Origin of the sequence: Candidatus Endolissoclinum faulkneri L2 (assembly GCF_000319385.1) — a bacterium.
GTDB classification, from domain to species: domain Bacteria; phylum Pseudomonadota; class Alphaproteobacteria; order Thalassobaculales; family Thalassobaculaceae; genus Thalassobaculum; species Thalassobaculum faulkneri.
Genome location: NC_019566.1, coordinates 804186 through 825927 on the forward strand (window position 1 = coordinate 804186; position 21742 = coordinate 825927).

Sequence of the window (21742 nt, forward strand, 5' to 3'; positions counted from 1 at the left end):
AAATTCCCCCTAATGCTGATAAATCTATTAGCCCTAAAAAGGTTTAATCATGCGCATTCTAATTACTGGGGCAGCCGGCCAGGTTGGCGGAGCGCTCCTTCGTTTAGATAACAAGAAAGTTTCTGAAGGAATTAAAATTATTGGTCTTAACAAGAATAGACTTGACATTACTCGAATCGAAATGATTGATCATGCGTTGGATTTGATCCGCCCTGACTTAATAGTCAATGCCGCTGCCTATACATCGGTAGATGCCGCTGAACAAGCGCCAGAGCAAGCTTTCCTAGTCAACAGGCAAGGACCTGCTTATTTAGCAGCTGCATGTGATCAGCGATGTATTCAGCTAATTCATATCTCCACTAATTACGTGTTTAGCGGTAAAGCAACACAACCTTATCTTCCAAGCAATGCCGTATCACCACTAAATGTATACGGTGCTTCCAAGGAGGCTGGTGAGAATGCGGTTCGCAACATATTGGTTAACCACATAATCCTACGTACTGCATGGGTCTATGACGCCTATAGCGATAATTTTATGAATACCATGTTACGTATTAGCAAAGAAAGAACAGAAGCGCGTGTAGTAGCAGATCAATATGGTACTCCAACGACAGCAATTGATGTAGCTTTTACCATCATGGCTATAATTCGGGCTCAAATGAATGCTATTCATTTAGTACCTGGAACCTATCATTACACAAACGAAGGTAAAACCACATGGTACGGCTTTGCTCAAGCAATTTTTGATCGAGCGGAAAAATGTTGCTGGCAACGACCAAAGATTCAGGCAATTAGTACATTTGATTATCCCAAACCAGCAAAACGTCCGCTTTATTCAGTCCTTAAAACTTCGTCACAAATAGATGCGTTGCCAAACGTGCCTCATAGGAGCTGGCAGTTAGGCTTGGATGAAGTTTTTGCTGAACGCATGACTTACAAAGGAGACGTTTAAATGAAAGGGATTATTTTAGCTGGAGGATCAGGCACTAGGCTTTATCCTTTAACTTTGGTAACTAGCAAGCAGATTTTGCCAGTTTATGATAAACCAATGATCTATTATCCATTAACCACTCTAATGTTAGCTGGTATACGCGAAATTATGCTGATTAGCACACTACAAAACCAGGAAGCATTTCAACGCCTGATTGGCGATGGCAATAAGTGGGGAATCGAAATTACCTACGCAATTCAATCACAGCAGAAAGGCTTAGTCGAAGCATTTATTATTGGACGTGAATTTGTCTCTAATGATCCGGTCGCACTAGTGCTCGGAGATAACATATTCTATGGCCATAGATTAACTGCCATCCTGCAACATTCACGAGAAGAAGCAGTAACAAACCCAGGAGCAACAATATTCGCCTATTATGTCAGCGACCCAAAACACTACGGCGTTGTTGATTTTGACAATAATGGTCAAGCCAAATCTCTTGTTGAGAAACCAGCGAACCCAATGTCTAACTGGGTTGTAACTGGATTATATTTCTATGACAATAAAGTACTTGATATAGCAGGCATCATCAAGCCTTCACCCCGTGGCGAATTAGAAATTACCGACTTAAATAAAATTTATCTAAATAATGGTACACTCAGAGTTAAACAAATGGGACGTGGGTATGCTTGGTTTGATACAGGTACCCATAGTAGCCTGTTACAGGCTTCAGAGTTTGTACGTACAATAGAAGAACGCCAAGGACTTAAAATCGCCTGCATTGAAGAGATAGCCTATCGCATGGGTTATATCGATATCGAGCAGGTTTTAAGACTAGCTGCGCCTCTGGCGCAATCAGGGTATGGCAAATACTTGCAACAAATAGTTTGCTCAAAATAATCAACTAGCTAAATTGAGCACTACCATCAATATATATTCTTAGTAATTGAGTCAACAATTCATTGTACTGTTTATAGTTATTTAGATAATAACTATCCCTTTGTATAAACCTAAAATATATTATCATTCTAGCTAAATACTTAATGTATTTTTTATTCAGCAGACATCCACTCAGTAGTTTGCTGAATAAATATAAAAATAATCAATTACTTTTTATTGATATATTCATCAGGTAAAGTAATTTCTCAATTACATTAATTAACAAAAAAATATTTTACAAAGAGTAAGGATATGCCAAGAAAATTTTTAATAAAATATAATTTCTACTATTCTTCAATAAGAAACTCTTTATCATCCTATAAAGTAATAAAAATGCAAAATATTTATCTTCAATATTATGATTTATTTGACTTTACAAGAGTACGCAATAACAATAAGAAATTCATCTAGCTGATCGTTTTCTTGATTGTAATTTAGAACATATACCAGCTACTCTCTTAGAGTTAATCTAAAATAAATTAATAATGTAATAACTAAAATCCAAGTAATAAGCAGTTCATTAGAAAAACTACTCATATAAGAATAGTACAAATAAGCAATCAAGAAAAATTAATTAATCTTATCGCTATATCCTACGTTTCTAGATTGATTTTTAATCAACTTGTAATAAAGTTACTCTATTTCTCTTTGTAAACTAATAAAATCAGATCTACTGATAGACAGGAGTTCGTGCATGAGCAATGATAACGTTATTAAGCATAAGCTTGCCCATCCACTTCTCGTTCCTGACATAAAAGTCCAAGCAAGAGATCTTTTTAAGCTCGATATAGACTTAGAATTGCCAGCATTTAGTAAACCGAGCGAATATGTACCAGTTAAAAACGAATCTTATCTGTTTAACTATGATACTACCTTAGCAATTCTAGCTGGTTTCGCGCGTAATCGACGAGTCATGATCCAAGGCTATCACGGTACAGGTAAATCAACGCATATTGAACAAGTGGCATCGCGTCTTAACTGGCCATGTATGCGAATTAACTTAGATAGTCATGTTAGTCGTATAGATTTAATTGGTAAATACGCGATAGTTCTGCGTGACGGCAAGCAAGTAACAGAATTTCAAGATGGCATTCTTCCGTGGGCTTTAAATAATCCGTTAGCCTTAGTGTTTGACGAATATGATGCCGGCCGTGCCGACGTTATGTTTGTTATTCAACGCATACTAGAAATTAATGGTTGTATGACTCTACTTGATACCAATGAGGTAATTATTCCTAATCCCTATTTTCGTTTATTTTCAACTACTAATACTGTCGGATTTGGTGATAATACTGGATTATATCATGGTACGCAGCAAATTAATCAGGGTCAAATGGATCGTTGGAATATAGTAACTACCCTTAACTATCTACCAAAAGATGCGGAAATTAGCATCGTTCTTGCTAATAATCCAAGTTATGCTAGTGAAAAAGGCAAGAGTTTGATATCTAAAATGGTAGCATGTGCTCATTTGACTCGCGCTGGCTTTCTCGCCGGAGATATATCCACGATTATGTCTCCACGTACAGTCATTACCTGGGCTGAAAATGCCGATATCTTTGGTGGCGATATTAATCTTGCTTTTCGTTTGACTTTTCTTAATAAATGCGAAGAAATTGAGCGGACAATTGTAGCGGAATACTATCAGCGTTGCTTCAATGAGGAGCTAACTGAGGTTGGCATCAAACTTTCTAATTGATATCAGACAACAATGAATGTGATAAAAACTAGTAATCATTCCAATGATCAAGCCTTTGAATGCTTCAAAACTTCAATAGCAGCTTGCTTAAGAGCGATGTCCGGTAAAGTTAATCTTGAAGTTATCTACAGTACACAACTAGCACTGAATTCTAGCAGCAGTGCTTATTTGCCTTTACCAGCAAAGCAATTAAATCCAGATACTCTTGCATATTTACGCGGAGAGGCTGATTCAATTGCTTTATATTTAAAGCATCACAATAAGGAAATTCATGCACGTTATGCCCCTAAAAGCCAAACAGAGCGTAAAATTTTTGATGTGATGGAGCAAGCAAGAACTGAAGCTTTGGGTGCACTTTGTATGCCTGGAGTGGCTCATAATCTATCCGTTAGGCTTAATAATAATTTTAAGCCTAAAGAAGATCTAGATAGAGGCAAAAAAAATGAATTATCCTTAGAAGATGTAATGTATTTGATAGCATGGGAATCGATTACTGGTGAATTACCTCCAAAATACGTTCAAGAGTTGATTGGTTTATGGCGCCTTTGGCTACATAACAAAGTTGGGAACAGCCTTAAACAATTAATTATCAATATAAAAAACCAAAATGCTTTTGCCCAGTTAGTTTGCCAAATAATCACAAATCTTGAGCTGGTGGAGCCTGACACCTGCAAAGAAACAACAATTGATAAATATCCAACTATCAACAATAGCGAGTATTACAATGTAATAAATCAAAGTAACGATCTAACAAATGCCAAAGCACAAACCAAGGACAATAACATTCTAAAAGATGTAGAGATCAGTAGAAGGCTTGCTGGATATGATGAGATCAATAAAGAAGAGGATACTAAGCTACTTCCAGACTGTAGCTTCTCAAAGAAATATGGCAAACCAAGTAACAATTACACAGCAAAATATAAAGAATACTACCGTATTTATACCACAGAATATGATCAAGTAGTACAAGCAGAAAAGCTCTGTAGCGCTGAAGAGTTACAAAATTTGCGCGTAAAGCTTGACCAGCAGATTAACCATTTACAAAGTTTTATCAGTAAGTTAGCTAATCGTCTTCAACGTTATTTAATTGCTCATCAAAGTCGTTCTTGGGAATTTGATTTGGATGATGGCCTCCTAGATACAAGTCGATTGTCCCGAGTGATTGCATCTCCGCTGTATCCACAGTCTTATAAGATTGAGAAAAAAACAAGTTTTCGGGATACTGTCATCAGTTTATTAATAGATAATTCGGGCTCTATGCGCGGTAGGCCAATTACGATCTCAGCAATTACCGCCGATATACTAACTCGCACGCTAGAGCGCTGCTACGTAAAAGTCGAAATTCTGGGCTTTACCACTGTAGATTGGAATGGCGGATCGGCACGCAAACGCTGGATTTCTTCAGGTAGCCCTAAACAACCCGGTAGACTTAATGCTCTACGACATATTATCTACAAGTCAGCTAATCTTCCTTGGAGACTATCTCGTAAATCTCTTGGCTTGATGCTACGTGAAGATATATTGAAAGAGAACATCGATGGAGAGGCTTTGATGTGGGCATACAATCGCATTATTAGTCGTCCAGAAAAACGACGCATTCTAATGGTAATCTCTGATGGAACACCAATGGATGACAGCACTTTATCAGTAAATTCCCGCAATTACTTGGAGGATCATTTGCGTAAAATTATCAAATATATTGACTCAAGCTCTTCTGTGGAACTTGTAGCTATTGGAATTGGTTATGACGTTAAACAATATTACCGCCGCGCGACGACTATCGTCGATGCTGAACAGCTTGGAGATACAATCATGAAACATTTGATATTACTATTCAATAAAAAGAACAAAGTTGCGTTGTAATGGGTAATATGCGAAATAAATATTTAACCTTATACTTTGAGTATTTTTTACTAATATCCTATAATCTAAAACAAAATCACAAAAAATTTTTTATAATATGTAGTTTAAAACAATTTAAATCATCAACTAAAGAAATTTCTTCGATTATCTTTAATAAAAGCTAAAAACAAATCATCGCGCTAAGTAAATTTTTATCTACAAAAAAAACTTTATACATTATCCTGACATAGTATCTAAAATAATAATATTTTTTTGAATAAAGCTAATTAACCTTTTAAGGTAGGTAATTAAAGTTTAAATATTAAACAACTAATAAAAGCGAATGTTAAAATTACCCAAATAGTATTATTGTCTAACCATTAGTTATGGTAAATGTATTAATTCTCCAATCCAAGAGAAAGTTAATATGAGTCATCTATATAATATTTTCTCATACGATATCACAAAAAACCTCACTTAAAAAATCGTATTCTTGTATGTGATTATTTTAGTAGGTGATATTTCAAAACATTTAAAGTGTATTGGGCAATTACTTTTTTACTTCATAGCTTAGTCATTAGTAGTAAATGCAATAAGTCACAATGAATAATAATAATTACAAACTAGAAAACGTTACATCAATTATCAAAACGACTACTATTGTTATAATTTGTGCAAACTAATCAACGGCTAACTAGAATTTACCTGCTAGGTATCTGGAAGATAGGTATAAGTAAAAATTTCAATGCTGGATAAATTATCCTAATCTAAATTGTCTATTGCGCTAATAAATGATTATAAATCAAAACAAAAACAATATGATGCTTTTATATTGAAAACAGATCACTACAAAACTATTATCTGCTTAACAAGCTAATACTTTATTTATTATAAAGCATACAGTAACCTGATATCTAAATGACCAATGTCGTTAAGCGGTAACTTATTAAGGACATATTCACCTTCAATCTATAAAAATTATGATTATAAAAATATAATCATCCATGATTACGCTAATATCTCTTAATTTTTAAGCTTATCACTATCTTTAGCCTATTACTTCTACCTAATAACAAAATAACTATAAATTTTATCAACAAATTTTTTTTATAACAAGCAAAGTTTTTACTTATTAATCATATATTAAAGTAATAACAATCATTATTCAATAAGACATTAAATCATGATCAAAAAGCTTTCTTTGCATCTAAAGCTAATTATTTATTGCAATAGTAAAATTGTTTAAAAAATGTATATAAAATATCTAAAAGTGTCCGTAAAATACGCTAAATCAAGCTGTTAAGCTAATACTCAACAACTTGAGTTAAAAGACGAACAATCATCCAATGCTGTTAATTTAGAAAATTTTTGCCTTAATAATCATAGAATTCAATATTATATCGAGTAACAAATAGCAAATTATTTTTGGTTACAAAAACTCTTATTCACGTAGATAATTGCATTGATTGACATAATCAATTAATAACTGGCTATTTTACTGTATAAATTTGTACAGTAAAATACAAATTTATACAGTAAAATACTAAGAAAATATTTTTATTGTACATAAGATTATTCCAATTGAATTGGATTAATTAATTTTTTTTCCAAAATTCATTAGGCGAACACAGCATCATAGAAACAGCATGAACAGCATTTTCCAACTCGTTTGCAATAACATTATGGACCATCCTATAACGCTGTACTCTACTTAATTTATCAAAAATAGGCGATACAATAATTATACGAAAATGAGTTTCTGATTCCGATCGTTTACCAGCATGACCAATGTGCATGTCAGACTCATCTGTGATCTCCATCATAGATGGAGCAAAAGCTTTTTGTAGCTTAATCTGTATGGTTTCAGCTATAGTCATTTGTAGAATTCTTTCTGCTAATCCAATAAAATTCCTATTACAATGTAATTAAGTCTCAAATTTGTTTCTAGATAATTAATGGATAAATAGATTTCGCACAATAAAGATTCATATCTAATGTCAGACTATTATTTAAAGGATACCAATAACTTATTAAGATTTTGTGGCTTATATTATCAATATATTAAGCCACAACATAGCATGAGAAAAGCATTTTCTTATAAGAAGGAAATTATATAAGACTGATACGCTTATAATAAAAAGTTATTTTTATCATTTTGATTGGGTAAGATGATACTTAAGAGCAAGGGCGGTAAATAGCATCTTTATGTAATGCAATAGCTAATTAAAACTTTGCATTCAAAAAATAACAAAATATGACAAATAATAACAATATCACTTTTCAAATCTAGCAATACTCAAGTTGATTAGATAAGATAGATTAGTAATTCTATTTTATAACTAAATATAAATTCCTCTAAAAGGCTTTAAATAATCGATTAACCAATAATTTCTTCGAAAAAAAGATATTTTATAAGATATTTGCCAGAACACTTGAACAACTCGTTATAAGGTATAACTCTTACAACTTAAAGTAGGTAAAACTTCATATATTTGACCTTCTTAATAAGCTATTATCTTAATCACTACAGCATGATAGATAATTAGAGCAACTAATAAATTGAATGATCATTTCTGTTTTTATTTCATGAAATTTCTATACGACAAATACTATTTGATGTATATGTGAATTTGTCTTCACTAACATAGTGCGCAACATGAATGTTGTGTAGAAAATTAACTGTATTTATCTTGAGGAACTGTTGTGCAAACAATCTTTATAACCGGTGCTAATCGCGGCATTGGACTTGAACTTGCCAAGCAATATGCTTCCGACCACTGGCATGTTATCGCAACTTGCCGCAATCCTCTTACCGCAGATAGACTTAAAGCTGTGAAGGGAGATGTTGTAATCTACCAACTAGATGTAAGTGACATTAATGCCATTGATTTGTTAGTCGATAAACTAAAAAGTCAGCCAATTGACGTGTTGTTTAATAATGCTGGGATAAATATAAACAAGGGCATATCGATTGGAGACATAGATTATGATGCTTGGGCTAGAACTATGGAAACTAATGTTTTTGCACCAATCCGTTTAGCTTGGAAGTTCAAAAAGAACGTTTTAAGTAGTGCTCGGAAGGTGATGGCTTTCACTAGCTCACTAATGGGATCTATTCAACTTAACCGTGGAGGAAATGTTGTGTATAGGTCGTCCAAGACAGCTTTAAACATGGCAGCAAACTGTTTAGCAAGGGAGTTGACTTGTCAAGGTTTGATCGTAGCTATACTGCATCCTGGGCATGTAAAAACTGATATGGGAGGTAAAGACGCGCCGGTAACAGTCATTGATAGTGTTAGGGGAATGCGGAATATTATCGCTAACTTAACGCCAGAAGACAACTTTTGTTTTATGAACTATGACGCTAAACGGTACCCTTGGTAGGGTTGACAGGTTTACAAATGAAACTCTTGAGGATCAAGTATTTACACCTAATGATAATTATTATTTAAATATACTAGAAGATAGTTTTTAATAAATTGTGTTAACGTTGTTGCGGAATATATAACCAACGTATATAATGAAGCTATTTACAAATCAATTAAATTAAACTTATAGAACAAATAGCTATAGGCCTTCTTATTCAATCCTAATAAATTTTATGCAGTATCCCAACTATAGGACGTTCGATCAGATTTATAATTTATAAATTATAACTTTATAGCTAGATCATTAAAAGTAAAAAATGATTTATTCACAAATAATTGTCTATCCCTAACTAATTATATTTTATAGATATTTTTAATCACTTGACCAATAATACATCGCCCTTATTTTAAGATTCATTTTGAATGTATTATTTTTATTAGAACTAAATAAGTATAGTAGTAACTACAGCTTATAAACAAAAGCAAATAAAGAGTGCTGAAGAAACTTTATTCTTTCTAGCAAAAAGAAGCTATCGTTTAGGTAATATAGTTCAACGAGAAATAAATAGTATATTCTATGGGCATAGAATATACTATACTGAGATGATAATCAGAGATCACACAGGCCAATATAATATGCAGTTAGACATTATTATTTAATTTAAAATTAACTTTATGGTAAAATCACAATAAAATTATCATCATTTCATAATTTTATTAACTGTAGTAAAAATAACCTCGATGCATCTTTTGCAACAGTTCAATGATTTCTTAACAAGATTTATTATTTATTAATTAGCTACAATATTGTTAATATAAAATCAAATAATGCAAATCATCATGATAATGCTAAAAAGTTAACGCAATGTATAATCGAACAATGGTGGAATGTTGTTCGCAGAGACAAAACTTGACCTTAACGATTGCAAGAATGCGCGTAATTAAAATAATACAGCTATTTTTAACTTTACAAACAAGCGAAAAACTTATTATTGATTATTGGAATTTTTCTCTCCCTCCTGAAGAGGAAAATGCTAAAAGCTATAAACTTCAATAACTTTTCCAACGTAATAGCTTTAACATACTGCATATATTTTAGATTGGTTAACCAACAATACATAAAGATTTGCAGCCAAAATAAATGATTAAAACCTATTAAATACAATTATCTTCTACTAAACGGGCAGGCGAGTAATAAACTAAATTTCCTAAAATATCTTAAATTAACAACATAACCTACGAAGTAGCCAGTTAAGCACCATAAGCAATGTAGCTTACTTAGCTATACAATCACAATAATTATAATTACAAAATTTCTCTAATTTAGGACTCTAAAAGAAAAAAAACTACGCAAACTATCTTCATTATTCTACAGAACATACTCCCTATTCGCGAATTAAGAACTAATACAAAAAACATCATTGAATAATGCCGTTAATGCATTAAAATAATTATGCATCATTACCCAATACTGCTTGGCAGGCAGCCATACTACGATTGTTATAAAAAAAGAATGATTAAAAAGTCAAAAATTTTAATATTTATTTCACATCTTGCCAAAATCATAAATTTTAATGACAAAATTATGTAGCAACATTGCTAGTTTTCTTTACTAAGAAAGAAGTCATATATCTTTGATATAAAGATGCATTACCTATAAAAACCTGTATCTATCAATCAGTAAAATCAATGATAACTGGCAAAATTTAAACTATAGACCGCTAACTAGCGGCCAGCTAATAATTTATTAACTTTATTATTCAATGATAATTTAAATTTTATCGCTAAAGTAGCCGTTAAAATTGCTCCATTAGTTAAGCAAGCTAAATTGTGACACACTCACTGTTATTGGCCTAACAGTGAGTGTGTCATTTGCTTAGGTGCGAAAAGAAAGGAAGGCTTTAGCAAAGGCATATGGATCTAGTGCGCGTTAACATGATTGTATCTCAATACAATCAAATAATTAGACCAGAAATCCATCCTAAACATCTCACCCAATATTGCTAGAATCCACATGCAGCTAAATTTTAGGGCGATAGTAAATAAAATATCTTACATTTATTTCACAAGTTGATTGCCTTCTGCAAATTATTATCCAGCCGAGCAATAAATTCCTGTGTACTCAGCCAAGGTTGATCCGGGCTGATCAATATAGCTAAATCTCTAGTCATAGAACCACTTTCTACAGTTTCCATACAAACCTTCTCTAAGGTATTAGCAAAATTGGCAACTTCAGGAGTATCGTCAAACTTAGCTCTAAAAAACAAACCGCGGGTCCAAGCAAATATTGATGCGATAGAATTAGTTGAAGTAATATAACCTTGCTGATATTGGCGATAATGACGAGTTACTGTACCGTGAGCAGCCTCAGATTCAACAATTTTCCCATCTGACGTCATGAGCACTGATGTCATCAAACCAAGCGAACCAAAGCCCTGAGCTACTGCGTCAGATTGCACATCACCATCATAGTTTTTACATGCCCAAACAAATTTTCCAGAAGACTTAAGCACCCATGCAACCATGTCATCAATTAATCGATGTTCATAGAAGATACCTTTAGAGTCAAAATCGGATTTGAACTCATCTTTAAAAACTTCTTCAAATAGATCTTTAAAGCGACTGTCATAGCTTTGAAGGATAGTATTTTTAGTAGATAAATATAAGGGCCAGCCAATATCACAGGCGTAATTAAAGCAAGCTCGTGCGAATTTACGAATTGAATCATCTATGTTATACATTGCCAAGGCAATACCACTGCTTGGAAAAGTGCAAACATCTCGAGTGATGGAATCGCCATTTTCCGGCTGAAAAATAATTTTTAATTTACCTGGGCCGTCGACAGAGAAATCAGTAGCTTTGTATTGATCACCGAAAGCGTGACGACCTATAACAATAGGCTGGGACCAACTAGGCACAAGACGAGGAATATTATTAAATATAATCGGATGGCGAAACACCGTACCGCCTAAAATGTTACGTATCGTACCATTCGGTGAGCGCCATATCTTTTTTAGGCCAAATTCATCAACCCTATCGTCATCAGGAGTAATTGTTGCACACTTGATACCGACACCATATTCTTTAATGGCTTCAGCAGAGTCAACAGTGATTTGGTCTTTCGTTTTGTCACGAACCTTAATGCCAAGATCATAGTACTTTATATCAATGTTTAGATATGGCAAAATTAATTTCTTCTTGATTATTTGCCAAATAATCCTTGCCATTTCATCGCCATCAAGTTCTACTATTGGCCTGTTTACTTTAATCTTACCCATTTATCAATCCCGTAACAATTTTATAGTTCTTTACCTCATTAAAGTAAGTAAGCGTAACTAAAAAATTTTGACAATATATTACAACGTGGCTTTTATTGTGATTATTTTTCTTGAGCTGACCAATTACCAATCACGTCAAATACTTCACTTGTTGTGCTAACTGCTTTATAGAGATTCCGATTCTCTTCGGATGTAAAACCAGCAGCTATAGTATGATCAATCAGTGCAAACATTGGCCTCCAAAAATCATTAATATCAAGCATAACTAATGGCTTATCCAACAATTTAAGCTGTAACCAGACTAGCACTTCCATAGTTTCATCCATAGTACCTAGGCCACCTGGCAATATGATAAAAGCATCAGCAAGATCATACATGAGACGTTTACGTTCGTGCATACTATCCGTTACCAATAGTTTATCATATCTTGCATGGCTAATTTGCAAATTTTGCAAGACTTTTGTGATTACGCCAATTACCTTGCCACCCGCCGCTAAAGTAGCATCAGCAACTATTCCCATCAAACCAAGTCGGCCACCGCCATAGATTAGCGTGTAACCACGTACACCAATTACACAACCTATTTCTTGCGCTGCTTTTTTATAAAGCTCATCAACTTCAGAAGATGATCCACAAAAGACGCAGATAGATTGAGATAATGAATTACTCATACAAAAAGCCTTCACAGTGTTTAACCCGCAAGGTCATGATAAGTTTATTGCAATTTAAATTAAATACAACACTAAGCTATCAGATAACACATAACAATAAAAATGAATAACTGCTATCAATATCTGCGAGATAGGATCAATTATATTTATTATGTGCGTAATCTATACTATAAAAATGATATATTAAGAGGCAATGAGCAAAACATTAGTGCCTAAAAAACTACAACTTTGATGTATAGAATAGTAATTTAGTGATTAGGATAAAGAAAGATAAATTAATCTTTAAAAAGTCTGCTAGACAATCTCAGGATATCGTAAATCAACCGTTAATTTTTGCCAGCGCTCGACTGCCATTATTTTATAAAGTTTTAGTAATTAATAAATAAGAAATTTAACATCAACCTTTACCATATTGAAGTAATATACGAAATGTTTTAGTATAATTAAAAATTAGTGCCTTTAGGTAAATATATTATAAAATAGCAAGCAATTTTTCATTTCTTATTCCTTAGTAGTCAAGTATTAATACAAAAGGTTAAATGGCAAATCAAATCCATTAGATACATTGTATTCGATACTAAAAATCGTTAAGCCATAGAGTGAAGATATAAAGTTATTAATTTACTTAGGCAATAATAATTGCAAATATTTAAAACTATATCGTAATACTCTAACTATTACGATTCGTTGTCTCGTAATCTTTTGCAAAATGCAACAATCATATTGATCCAATTATTAATTAAAGATAATTAGCAATACTAATTTCACTCACGCCAAAACTATAGTTGTATTCACAAATTTACATTACTTAGTCGAATTAAAAATTTATCATCGGTACAACCTATCATTAGCAGATTACTCTATAGTAATGACAGACCAATAGACTAAAGTTATCATGCTAAATTTAATTATAACGCAGATCTCCCGAGAAGGGTTGCCATTTATAGTATTTTTTGCTGTAGCAACAATTATCTTATCCATAATAAATAATTGGCTAGTTTTACCTGGTTTGGTAATGACAATAGGATGCACGTATTTTTTTCGTGACCCAAATCGAATAACGCCGGTGCGTCATGGGTTAATTATCAGTCCAGCCGACGGTGTTGTTGTTTCAATTAGCCAAGTATCATGGCCAGAGGAACTTGGCATTAATCCAGGGACAGTGCAGCGGATCTGCATTTTCATGAATGTTTTCGATGTTCACGTAAATCGCATCCCTATTGATTGCCAGATCGTTAAGCTTACCTATCTTCCCGGTACGTTTATTAACGCTTCGTTTGACAAAGCAAGCAAGCAAAATGAACGACAACTCATAACAATGGAAACTCAAGACGGGCAGCTAATTGTTTTAGTACAAATTGCTGGACTAGTAGCTCGTCGAATAGTATGTAAAATTAGCGAAGGGCAGGTCATGCTAGCAGGTGAACGAATTGGCATGATATGCTTTGGGAGTCGGGTGGATATTTACCTGCCTCCTAAAGTTGCGCCACTAGTAGCGCTCGGCCAACGTTGTATCGCTGGTGAAACCGTGATCGCTGATCTTAATAGTACAGAGGCTTTGCGGGAAGGGGTGATGCGATGAACCGACTAAGCCGACACCAAAGTCAACGTTTTAGTGTTTTGTCGTTTAATAAGCTATTGCCTAATATGATCACCGTAATGGCGTTATGTTTTGGCATGTCTTGTTTACGTTTTGCTTTCGCTGAGCGTTGGAAGTTTGCAGTTGGCATGATATTGCTAGCAGCGGTATTTGACGCACTTGACGGTCGTATGGCTCGTTTGCTGCGCGCGCAGTCTAGATTTGGGGCAGAGCTAGATTCCTTATCTGATTTTTTGTGTTTCGGCGTGGTCCCTGCCGTGTTAATATTTTTATGGTCTATGATCAAGTTACAAAATCTTGGTTGGATGGTAGTATTGTTTTTTGCTATTTGCTGTGTGCTAAGACTAGCCCGTTTTAATGTGCGTCCGGAAGACAACGAGGCATCTATACTTGCTCATAATTACGTTATTGGAGTCCCAGCTCCAGCTGGAGCTGGTCTAGCATTACTGCCATTAATACTTGATTTCCAGTTCTATCTCGGTCTGAAAGATACTCCAATATTTGTTGCGATTTGGCTCATAGGTGTCGGATTACTGATGGTAAGTCACATCCCGACTTATTCCTTCAAGCAAATAAAACTATCTCAGGGCTGGATAGTTCCAACCTTGCTATTTTCTGGGCTAATTACAGCCACATTAATCAGTGTACCATGGTTCACACTAAGTATTCTACTAATCCTTTATCTCTCTAGCATACCACTTTCCCTAAACACCTACCGTAAACTACTAATTGCAGCTGAGAAGATTGCTGAGAAGATGCAGCAAGATTCAGATAACGTCAAAGCAGTAGTAGATTTTAAAGCTAATCATTCTAATATTGTCGATTAATTTTAATTATTTTTTTACTAAACACGATTACTTACTCTATTTTTGACATAAAACATCTAAGTAAATGTTATGTCTAAATTCAAACGTATAGAAAATTTTATCTTGCTCAACCCCCCATCGACAGTTGCGAATTTTGAATTAGCTAAACTATTATTTGTTTCCTCGCAATATATTTATCTCCTCACGAGGATTTTAAGATGAATTAAGACAGAAACAGATAATAACCTAAATATAACTAGTTTCAACAAACACTTAATCAATTGAGTTTTTAAATAAATGTCAATTAGATGAACAAATCTATGAGTTATAAATTAATTAGCTACAATACTTTTTTACATAAATTAGCCACACAGTAAATATACTAATAAGTAAATGCCTAATAAGCATTGTAATATTATCATATTTTTTTGTTACATCAAAATTGATTTTTCATAGAATATGAAGTGTTGTAACGATATTCTTTTAAACTATATGAATTTTATAAGTCCTAAAAAATCTATAGCGGTTACTGAATAAATTATTTTTGAGGTGAGGAATATCTTAATTCTTAAGATAAGGGCATGTATTGCAAATTAAGATAAGGGCATGTATTGCAAATAAAGATAGCATATACAATAGCGATCCTGCTAATCGTTGCCAGTAGCATGATCATCAGTGCGCAATCAGCGAGATTGATTGCTAAAGAGGGCCATGAATTATCTATATCATGCGGTTCCATCGGCGTAGAGCTTAAACTTTGTAGAGCTGCTGTAGAGGCATGGTCAAAAAATCATGGCGTAGAAGTTGAGATTATACCTACACCAAATTCTTCCATTGAGCGTATGGCTATGTATCAGCAGATCCTTGCTAATCAAGGTGACGATATCGACATTATGCAAGTTGATGTAGTATGGCCGAGACTATTGTCTGCACACACGATAGATCTGCATGAATATGATGCCAATGCTGGCAAAGGACATTTCAAAGCTATTATTGAGAACAACACAGTAGACGAGAAACTTCTTGCTCTTCCTTGGTGGACGGAACTAGGTCTTCTTTACTACCGTAAGGATTTGTTAAAAAAATATCACTTTGGTTTACCAAAAACATGGGAAGCAATGAGAACTACAGCCAAAGCAATAATGGAAAAAGAGCGTGCAGCAGGCAATCACGCTATGTGGGGATACGTTTGGCAAGGAAGAAATTATGAAGGCCTAACATGCAATGCACTTGAGTGGATTAAAAGCTATGGTGGTGGCACTATTGTTGATAAAGATGGTAAAAGCACTGTCAATAATCCACAGGCCGTAAAAGCTTTACAAATGGCCTCTTCTTGGATAGGGGATATTACCCCGCTAGGGGTACTAAATTACGATGAGGAAGAATCGCGAGGTGTATTTCAGTCTGGTAATGCTGTATTCATGCGTAACTGGTCTTATGCTTGGGCTTTAGTACAAAGCAAGGATAGTCCAATTAAAGATAAAGTCGGATTGGCAGTTTTACCCAAAGGAGGTACTAATGGCAATCATACGAGTACGCTTGGTGGGTGGAATCTATCAGTTTCTAGATATTCTAAAAATCCTACACTTGCAGTAGATCTAGTTAAATATTTAACTAGTCCAGCACAGCAAAAGCTGCGTGCTATGTACTCATACAATCCAACTTATCCGCAATTATATGAGAATAGAGAATTGCTGGAAGCTAATCCATTTTTTTCTATTATAAGGCAAACCCTATCTAATGCGGTTGTTCGTCCCTCGGCAAATTCAGGTGAATATTATAACCGATTGTCATATCAATTTTGGTCGGCTATCCATAACGTTCTTTCCGGACAAAAAGATTCTATTTCTAGTTTATCTAAACTTGATAATAGCTTAAACCGTATCAACCATCATCACGGTCGATTATAATGGTCTCGAAATAACTAAATTCGGAGCGATGGAGCAGAGGTTAAAATCTGAGGACACTAAATTATCCTACCAGAAAAGAAAGGTTTACAGTGCTTGGCTGTTGCTATTGCCTATGTTAGTAGTCTTACTAATAGTGGCAATCTGGCCATTGTGTTATACGTTTTTTTATGCTTTTACTGACGCATCTTTATCTACTCTAACTAATTATAGCTTTATTGGTTTTGATAATTTCTTGGTTCAGGATAATGGATGCTGGTATGGATTAGTTGCCGATCCGCTTTGGTGGTATTCAGTTTGGAATACTATAGTTTTTGCAATAGGATCAGTAGTTATAGAAATATTATTGGGAACGATAATTGCATTAGTAATGCACACCAAATTTATCGGATGCTCCTTGTTTCGTGCTGCCATGTTAATCCCCTGGGCAATCCCGACTGTAGTATCGGCAAAGATATGGAACTGGATGCTCCATGACCAATTCGGCGTGATAGACTATATATTGGTAAAATTACAACTAATTGCCAATCCAATTTCTTGGCTTGCTGATCATAATCTTACAATGCTCACAGTAATTCTTGTCGATTCATGGAAAACCGCTCCATTCGTCGCTATGCTAGTATTAGCAGCACTACAAATGTTACCTAATGATTGCTACGAGGCCGCTAAAGTTGACGGCGTCCACCCAATAAAGGTATTTTTCGGTATAACTTTACCTTTAATTAGACCGGCGTTAATTGTAGCAGTGCTTTTCCGATTAATCGAAGCTTTGCGAATATTTGACGTAGTGTATATTATGACAGGTAGCGCAGAATCAACTATGACTATGTCAGTATATGCCCGCCAGAATCTTGTGAACTTTCAAGATCTAGGTTACGGCTCAGCCGCCTCGACTATGTTATTCATAGTGATTTTCTTCATAATCGCGCCTTGTTTAGCAATAATGCGTGTAGACGTAATGAAAGAAGTTCACTAGAATGACAATCTATCATAACTCGCTAACTGTAAAAATTGGATTATTTATGATAGTTAGCGTACTGCTGGTAGTATTTTTATTCCCATTTTATTATGCCTTAATCACTTCTTTTAAATCTGGTTCATCTATTTTTGAGGTAAGCTTTTTCCCAGAAAAGCTTACTTTAGAAAATTATATTGCTGTATTCGAGGAGCAGCCATTCGGAAAGAATTTTTTGAATTCACTAACTATATCGATTGCGTCAGGGTTAATATCATTGTTATTTGGCATGACTGCTGCCTTACCGCTTGGCAGATTTCGTTTCAAAGGCCAGCGCCTAATTCTCCTAGCTGTCCTTATCATATCTATGTTTCCACAGGTCGCTGTGCTGTCGGGTATGTTTGAGCTAATTCGTGCACTTGGTTTATTTAACAACTGGCTTGGGTTAGTTTTATGCTATTTAATTTTTACTTTGCCATTCACGGTTTGGGTTTTGACTACCTTCATACGTAATTTACCTGTCGAAGTTGAAGAAGCAGCTATACTGGATGGAGCAAATCCATGGGTTTTACTGACTAAGATTTTTTTTCCGATGATGCGGCCAGCAATAATCACCACGAGCCTTCTAGTCTTTGTTGTTGCATGGAACGAGTTCTTGTTTGCAATGACATTTACTCTAAGCAACCATCAGCGCACCCTGCCTGTAGCAATAGCGCTAATTAGTGGTGGTAGCCAGTTTGAGGTGCCATGGGGAAAAATCATGGCTGCTTCTGCAATAGTGACTGTACCAATGATCGCCCTGGTATTGATCTTTCAGCGCCAAATTGTTTCGGGGCTAACTACTGGTGCTGTAAAAGGATAAGGAGTGCGAATGGCTGACGTTACCATGCGTGACTTACATAAAAATTTCGGTGATACCGAGGTAATTAATGGAATTGACTTAAGTATTAAAGATGGCACTTTCTGTGTTTTAGTCGGGCCATCCGGTTGTGGAAAATCTACACTATTACGGATGATTGCTGGATTAGAAGAAATAGATGCTGGTGAATTATCGATTGGCGGACAGGTCATGAATAACATTGATCCCTCTAAACGAGGTGTATCTATGGTATTTCAAAGCTACGCACTCTATCCACATATGACGGTATATCAAAACATGAGCTTCGGACTAAAGTTGGCAAAAACTTCCTCAGAAACTATAGAACATCGAGTACGTAATGCAGCTGAAATCCTACAGCTTATAGATTTACTTGATCGTAAACCTAAAGAACTTTCCGGCGGGCAAAGACAGCGTGTGGCTATAGGTAGAGCTATCGTGCGTAATCCAAAAGCATTTTTGTTTGATGAGCCGCTTTCTAATCTTGATGCTGCTCTGCGTGTACAAATGCGCTTGGAAATTAGTCGTCTACATCGCCGCCTCGGCACTACAATGATCCACGTAACTCACGATCAGGTAGAAGCAATGACTCTTGCTGATCAGATTGTAGTGCTAAATCAAGGTATAATTGAACAGACCGGCAGCCCACGCGATCTTTATGACCGACCAGCAAATGTCTTTGTAGCAAGTTTTCTTGGTTCACCTGCAATGAATTTACTAAAAGCTAGAGTTGATGGTGGATCAGTAGTTTTGGACGGGACTAATAGCAGAATCTATAGCGTGGATGGCGTTGACCGGGTTAGCGGTCCAGTAACTCTCGGCTTTAGACCCGAGCATGTGGAGCTGAGCGAAGACGGAATTCCATTCGAAGTGGAATTTGTGGAAGATCTAGGTGACGCTTGCGTATTACATGGAGTACTAGACGGTGGCCCGCGAGCAACAGTACGTATGCCTGCGGAGGGGGTTCCTATATTTCAAGAAGAGAGAATACTTAATGTTATTCCGGGTGACGGGCGTTGCCATCTGTTCGATAGGCAAAGTGGACGTCGGTGTTAATTGTTATTTCTCTTAGGTCCATGATGAAGATAATTGTATTATGGTATTGTAAGTATCAGATTTGCAGTTTGAAATAATTTTTGTTATCAATTTAAATTATTATTTTTATTGATTAAAATAAAATTCTCTGCTACGCGTTATTATAATTTTTTAAGTTTTCTTTTTCTTATCGATTAAACGTATAAAAAGTTTTATACTAAAAATGTTTCCATCAAAGATTAAAGGATTTAGCAATTTTATTAATTTAATTATTATAGTAATACTTACATGGCAAAAGCTTCGTATAAAGAATAAAAGTATATGCTCAAATAGTAGTTATTCAATTGTTATTAGTTAAGTAAATAAAAAAATATTAATCTAATTGAGTAGATGTTCGATAGAATAAAAGCTAAAACTTATTCTCTAATGAATGATATAGTCTGTAAATTAATCTGAGCTAAGATTAATACACTATTATTTTCAATAGATTTACCCTAAATATTTTTAGTAATACTGCTTACGCTAGAAATTTTTGCTTACCCCAGATGCAATCGATTCATGCGATAGTATTTTTATAGTTAAGTGGTTTACTTATTAGTATTTTTGCTCTGTGTTATATATTCCAAAAAAATTAGTTAAGTGTTTTTACATAAGCTAATAAAAATTATTTCTGTTATATATGAGTATAAAAATATTGCATTAATTATTAAATTTTCTTATCTTAATAAACGAGTAATTTACATGCTATTTAAAATAAATTAATTATCTTAGGGCTTATACAATTTCGACAATTTCTCTTTATTTTCGATGTATCGAAGGCTTTAGCGAAATTGACGTTACGGCTGATCAAGCCTTGCTTGATAGTTTTGAGCGCGAGCAAGCGTCTCGTCAAGTATTTGAAACTGGACGTGTAGAATACATTGTTGCCCACGCTATGGTGCGTAATGCACTGGCCAATGAACTAGGTGTAGATCCTCATGATTTTCGGTTTACGAGAGGTAAATACGGCAAGCCTATTGCCTTGCTTGGGCGGACAACGGTTGCAATTTCTTTCAATTTATCACATACCAAAGGAATGGTTGTAGTTGGTATAGCAGCAAAGAATACAGATTTAGGTGTAGATGTAGAGAATAGACTGCGTAAGATTGATCTATCCATTGCTAATCATTATTTTGCACCGCCTGAGCTATCCTGGATAATGGCTCAAGCTACGTCAAATCAGACAAGTGCCTTTATGTCTTTATGGACTTTAAAGGAAGCTTTTATAAAGGCTACAGGAAAGGGATTGTCGCAAGAACTAAATCAATTTTGGTTTACGAATCCCTTTATTACACCAATCCGAATTAACTTCGGAGCAGATATGCAAGAAAGCAATAGTCTGTGGAGTTTTGAGCAAAGAATGTTGTTAGATAAATACTACATTTCAATAGGTTGGCGTGGTTTAGGGCAAGTCAATTGGATTGAAATACCAGATTAAAGAATAAAATTAAACCAATTAATTTGTTGTGTTAGCAGCAGTTAGCTTTATTAGCAGCAAATGAAATAATAATCTCTTGCATAGGCATAGCGTTATCGGTTAAAAGATAACACAAGATAAACGTATGATTATAATATCATTATGAATTAACATAATATAATTTTCTATGAAATAGAGAGTATTGAGGTATTCTATTCACTACGTTAAATTAACCTATGATTTTTTGTTAATATTTAGATTACTTACAATAATAAATGATTTTGCAATCTGATTGCATGTTATATTGTACATGCTAGGCTAATTACCTAATTAATAGATCTGTTTCATTGAAAATTTTTTAGTTATTGTGATAATAAC

The 21742-nt window shown here is 34.6% G+C and carries 16 protein-coding genes; 13 read left to right on the top strand and 3 right to left on the bottom strand.

The window, feature by feature from the left end:
• Positions 1–49: 49 nt before the first annotated feature.
• From rfbD to A1OE_RS02470, 4 genes are all read left to right on the top strand, one after another.
• Complete coding sequence (gene rfbD, locus A1OE_RS02455; RefSeq protein ID WP_015088544.1) at positions 50–952, top strand: dTDP-4-dehydrorhamnose reductase; 903 nt, start codon at positions 50–52, stop codon at positions 950–952.
• Positions 953–1831, top strand: coding sequence for a glucose-1-phosphate thymidylyltransferase RfbA (gene rfbA / locus A1OE_RS02460; RefSeq protein ID WP_015088545.1), 879 nt, complete (start codon positions 953–955; stop codon positions 1829–1831).
• 733 nt (positions 1832–2564) lie between these two features.
• Positions 2565–3569 carry an AAA family ATPase gene (locus tag A1OE_RS02465; protein ID WP_015088549.1) on the top strand — a complete coding sequence of 335 codons (1005 nt, stop codon included), beginning with the start codon at positions 2565–2567 and terminating at the stop codon, positions 3567–3569.
• 12 nt (positions 3570–3581) lie between these two features.
• Positions 3582–5432: a cobaltochelatase CobT-related protein gene (locus A1OE_RS02470; RefSeq protein ID WP_015088550.1), complete on the top strand. Its 1851-nt coding sequence runs from the start codon at positions 3582–3584 to the stop codon at positions 5430–5432.
• 1574 nt (positions 5433–7006) lie between these two features.
• On the opposite strand, the gene A1OE_RS02475 is transcribed toward A1OE_RS02470, so the two are convergent.
• Positions 7007–7288: a BolA family protein gene (locus A1OE_RS02475; protein WP_015088552.1), complete on the bottom strand. Its 282-nt coding sequence runs from the start codon at positions 7286–7288 to the stop codon at positions 7007–7009.
• 826 nt (positions 7289–8114) lie between these two features.
• On the opposite strand from A1OE_RS02475, the gene A1OE_RS02480 reads away from it, so the two are divergent.
• Complete coding sequence (locus A1OE_RS02480; RefSeq protein ID WP_015088554.1) at positions 8115–8795, top strand: SDR family oxidoreductase; 681 nt, start codon at positions 8115–8117, stop codon at positions 8793–8795.
• A gap of 894 nt (positions 8796–9689) precedes the next feature.
• Positions 9690–9836, top strand: a complete 147-nt coding sequence (locus A1OE_RS04490; protein ID WP_158512541.1) for a hypothetical protein — start codon at positions 9690–9692, stop codon at positions 9834–9836.
• Positions 9837–10842: 1006 nt separating this feature from the next.
• On the opposite strand, the gene A1OE_RS02485 is transcribed toward A1OE_RS04490, so the two are convergent.
• Both A1OE_RS02485 and A1OE_RS02490 read right to left on the bottom strand, forming a co-directional pair.
• Positions 10843–12057: an NADP-dependent isocitrate dehydrogenase gene (locus tag A1OE_RS02485; RefSeq protein WP_015088559.1), complete on the bottom strand. Its 1215-nt coding sequence runs from the start codon at positions 12055–12057 to the stop codon at positions 10843–10845.
• 101 nt (positions 12058–12158) lie between these two features.
• Complete coding sequence (locus tag A1OE_RS02490) at positions 12159–12728, bottom strand: LOG family protein (protein WP_015088560.1); 570 nt, start codon at positions 12726–12728, stop codon at positions 12159–12161.
• An 895-nt stretch (positions 12729–13623) separates the two neighbouring features.
• Between A1OE_RS02490 and A1OE_RS02495 the strand changes: the two genes are divergently transcribed.
• The 7 genes from A1OE_RS02495 (at position 13624) to A1OE_RS02525 (ending at position 21385) form a co-directional block, all read left to right on the top strand.
• Positions 13624–14310: a phosphatidylserine decarboxylase gene (locus A1OE_RS02495; protein ID WP_015088564.1), complete on the top strand. Its 687-nt coding sequence runs from the start codon at positions 13624–13626 to the stop codon at positions 14308–14310.
• On the top strand, positions 14307–15155 hold the full coding sequence (locus A1OE_RS02500; protein ID WP_015088565.1) for a CDP-alcohol phosphatidyltransferase family protein: 849 nt from the start codon (positions 14307–14309) through the stop codon (positions 15153–15155). The genes A1OE_RS02495 and A1OE_RS02500 overlap by 4 nt, the downstream gene beginning before the upstream one ends.
• Positions 15156–15799: 644 nt before the next feature.
• A complete protein-coding gene (locus tag A1OE_RS02505; RefSeq protein WP_044283254.1) occupies positions 15800–17044 on the top strand; it encodes an ABC transporter substrate-binding protein in 1245 nt (414 codons plus the stop codon).
• Between the two features lie 28 nt (positions 17045–17072).
• A complete protein-coding gene (locus A1OE_RS02510; protein ID WP_015088568.1) occupies positions 17073–18017 on the top strand; it encodes a carbohydrate ABC transporter permease in 945 nt (314 codons plus the stop codon).
• Position 18018: 1 nt separating this feature from the next.
• On the top strand, positions 18019–18858 hold the full coding sequence (locus A1OE_RS02515; protein WP_015088569.1) for a carbohydrate ABC transporter permease: 840 nt from the start codon (positions 18019–18021) through the stop codon (positions 18856–18858).
• 9 nt (positions 18859–18867) lie between these two features.
• Positions 18868–19929, top strand: a complete 1062-nt coding sequence (locus A1OE_RS02520) for an ABC transporter ATP-binding protein (RefSeq protein WP_015088570.1) — start codon at positions 18868–18870, stop codon at positions 19927–19929.
• Between the two features lie 832 nt (positions 19930–20761).
• Entirely contained in the window at positions 20762–21385 is a 624-nt protein-coding gene (locus A1OE_RS02525) for a 4'-phosphopantetheinyl transferase family protein (RefSeq protein WP_015088573.1), read from the top strand.
• The last annotated feature ends 357 nt before the right edge of the window (positions 21386–21742 follow it).

Coding starts and splice junctions, on each gene's coding strand:
- A1OE_RS02505 (WP_044283254.1), top strand. CDS start 15,800: ATGATCATCAGTGCGCAATCAGCGAGATTGATTGCTAAAGAGGGCCAT.
- A1OE_RS02520 (WP_015088570.1), top strand. CDS start 18,868: ATGGCTGACGTTACCATGCGTGACTTACATAAAAATTTCGGTGATACC.
- A1OE_RS02500 (WP_015088565.1), top strand. CDS start 14,307: ATGAACCGACTAAGCCGACACCAAAGTCAACGTTTTAGTGTTTTGTCG.
- A1OE_RS02490 (WP_015088560.1), bottom strand. CDS start 12,728: ATGAGTAATTCATTATCTCAATCTATCTGCGTCTTTTGTGGATCATCT.
- rfbA (WP_015088545.1), top strand. CDS start 953: ATGAAAGGGATTATTTTAGCTGGAGGATCAGGCACTAGGCTTTATCCT.
- A1OE_RS02485 (WP_015088559.1), bottom strand. CDS start 12,057: ATGGGTAAGATTAAAGTAAACAGGCCAATAGTAGAACTTGATGGCGAT.
- A1OE_RS02470 (WP_015088550.1), top strand. CDS start 3,582: ATGAATGTGATAAAAACTAGTAATCATTCCAATGATCAAGCCTTTGAA.
- A1OE_RS02510 (WP_015088568.1), top strand. CDS start 17,073: ATGGAGCAGAGGTTAAAATCTGAGGACACTAAATTATCCTACCAGAAA.
- A1OE_RS02465 (WP_015088549.1), top strand. CDS start 2,565: ATGAGCAATGATAACGTTATTAAGCATAAGCTTGCCCATCCACTTCTC.
- A1OE_RS02495 (WP_015088564.1), top strand. CDS start 13,624: ATGCTAAATTTAATTATAACGCAGATCTCCCGAGAAGGGTTGCCATTT.
- rfbD (WP_015088544.1), top strand. CDS start 50: ATGCGCATTCTAATTACTGGGGCAGCCGGCCAGGTTGGCGGAGCGCTC.
- A1OE_RS02475 (WP_015088552.1), bottom strand. CDS start 7,288: ATGACTATAGCTGAAACCATACAGATTAAGCTACAAAAAGCTTTTGCT.
- A1OE_RS02515 (WP_015088569.1), top strand. CDS start 18,019: ATGACAATCTATCATAACTCGCTAACTGTAAAAATTGGATTATTTATG.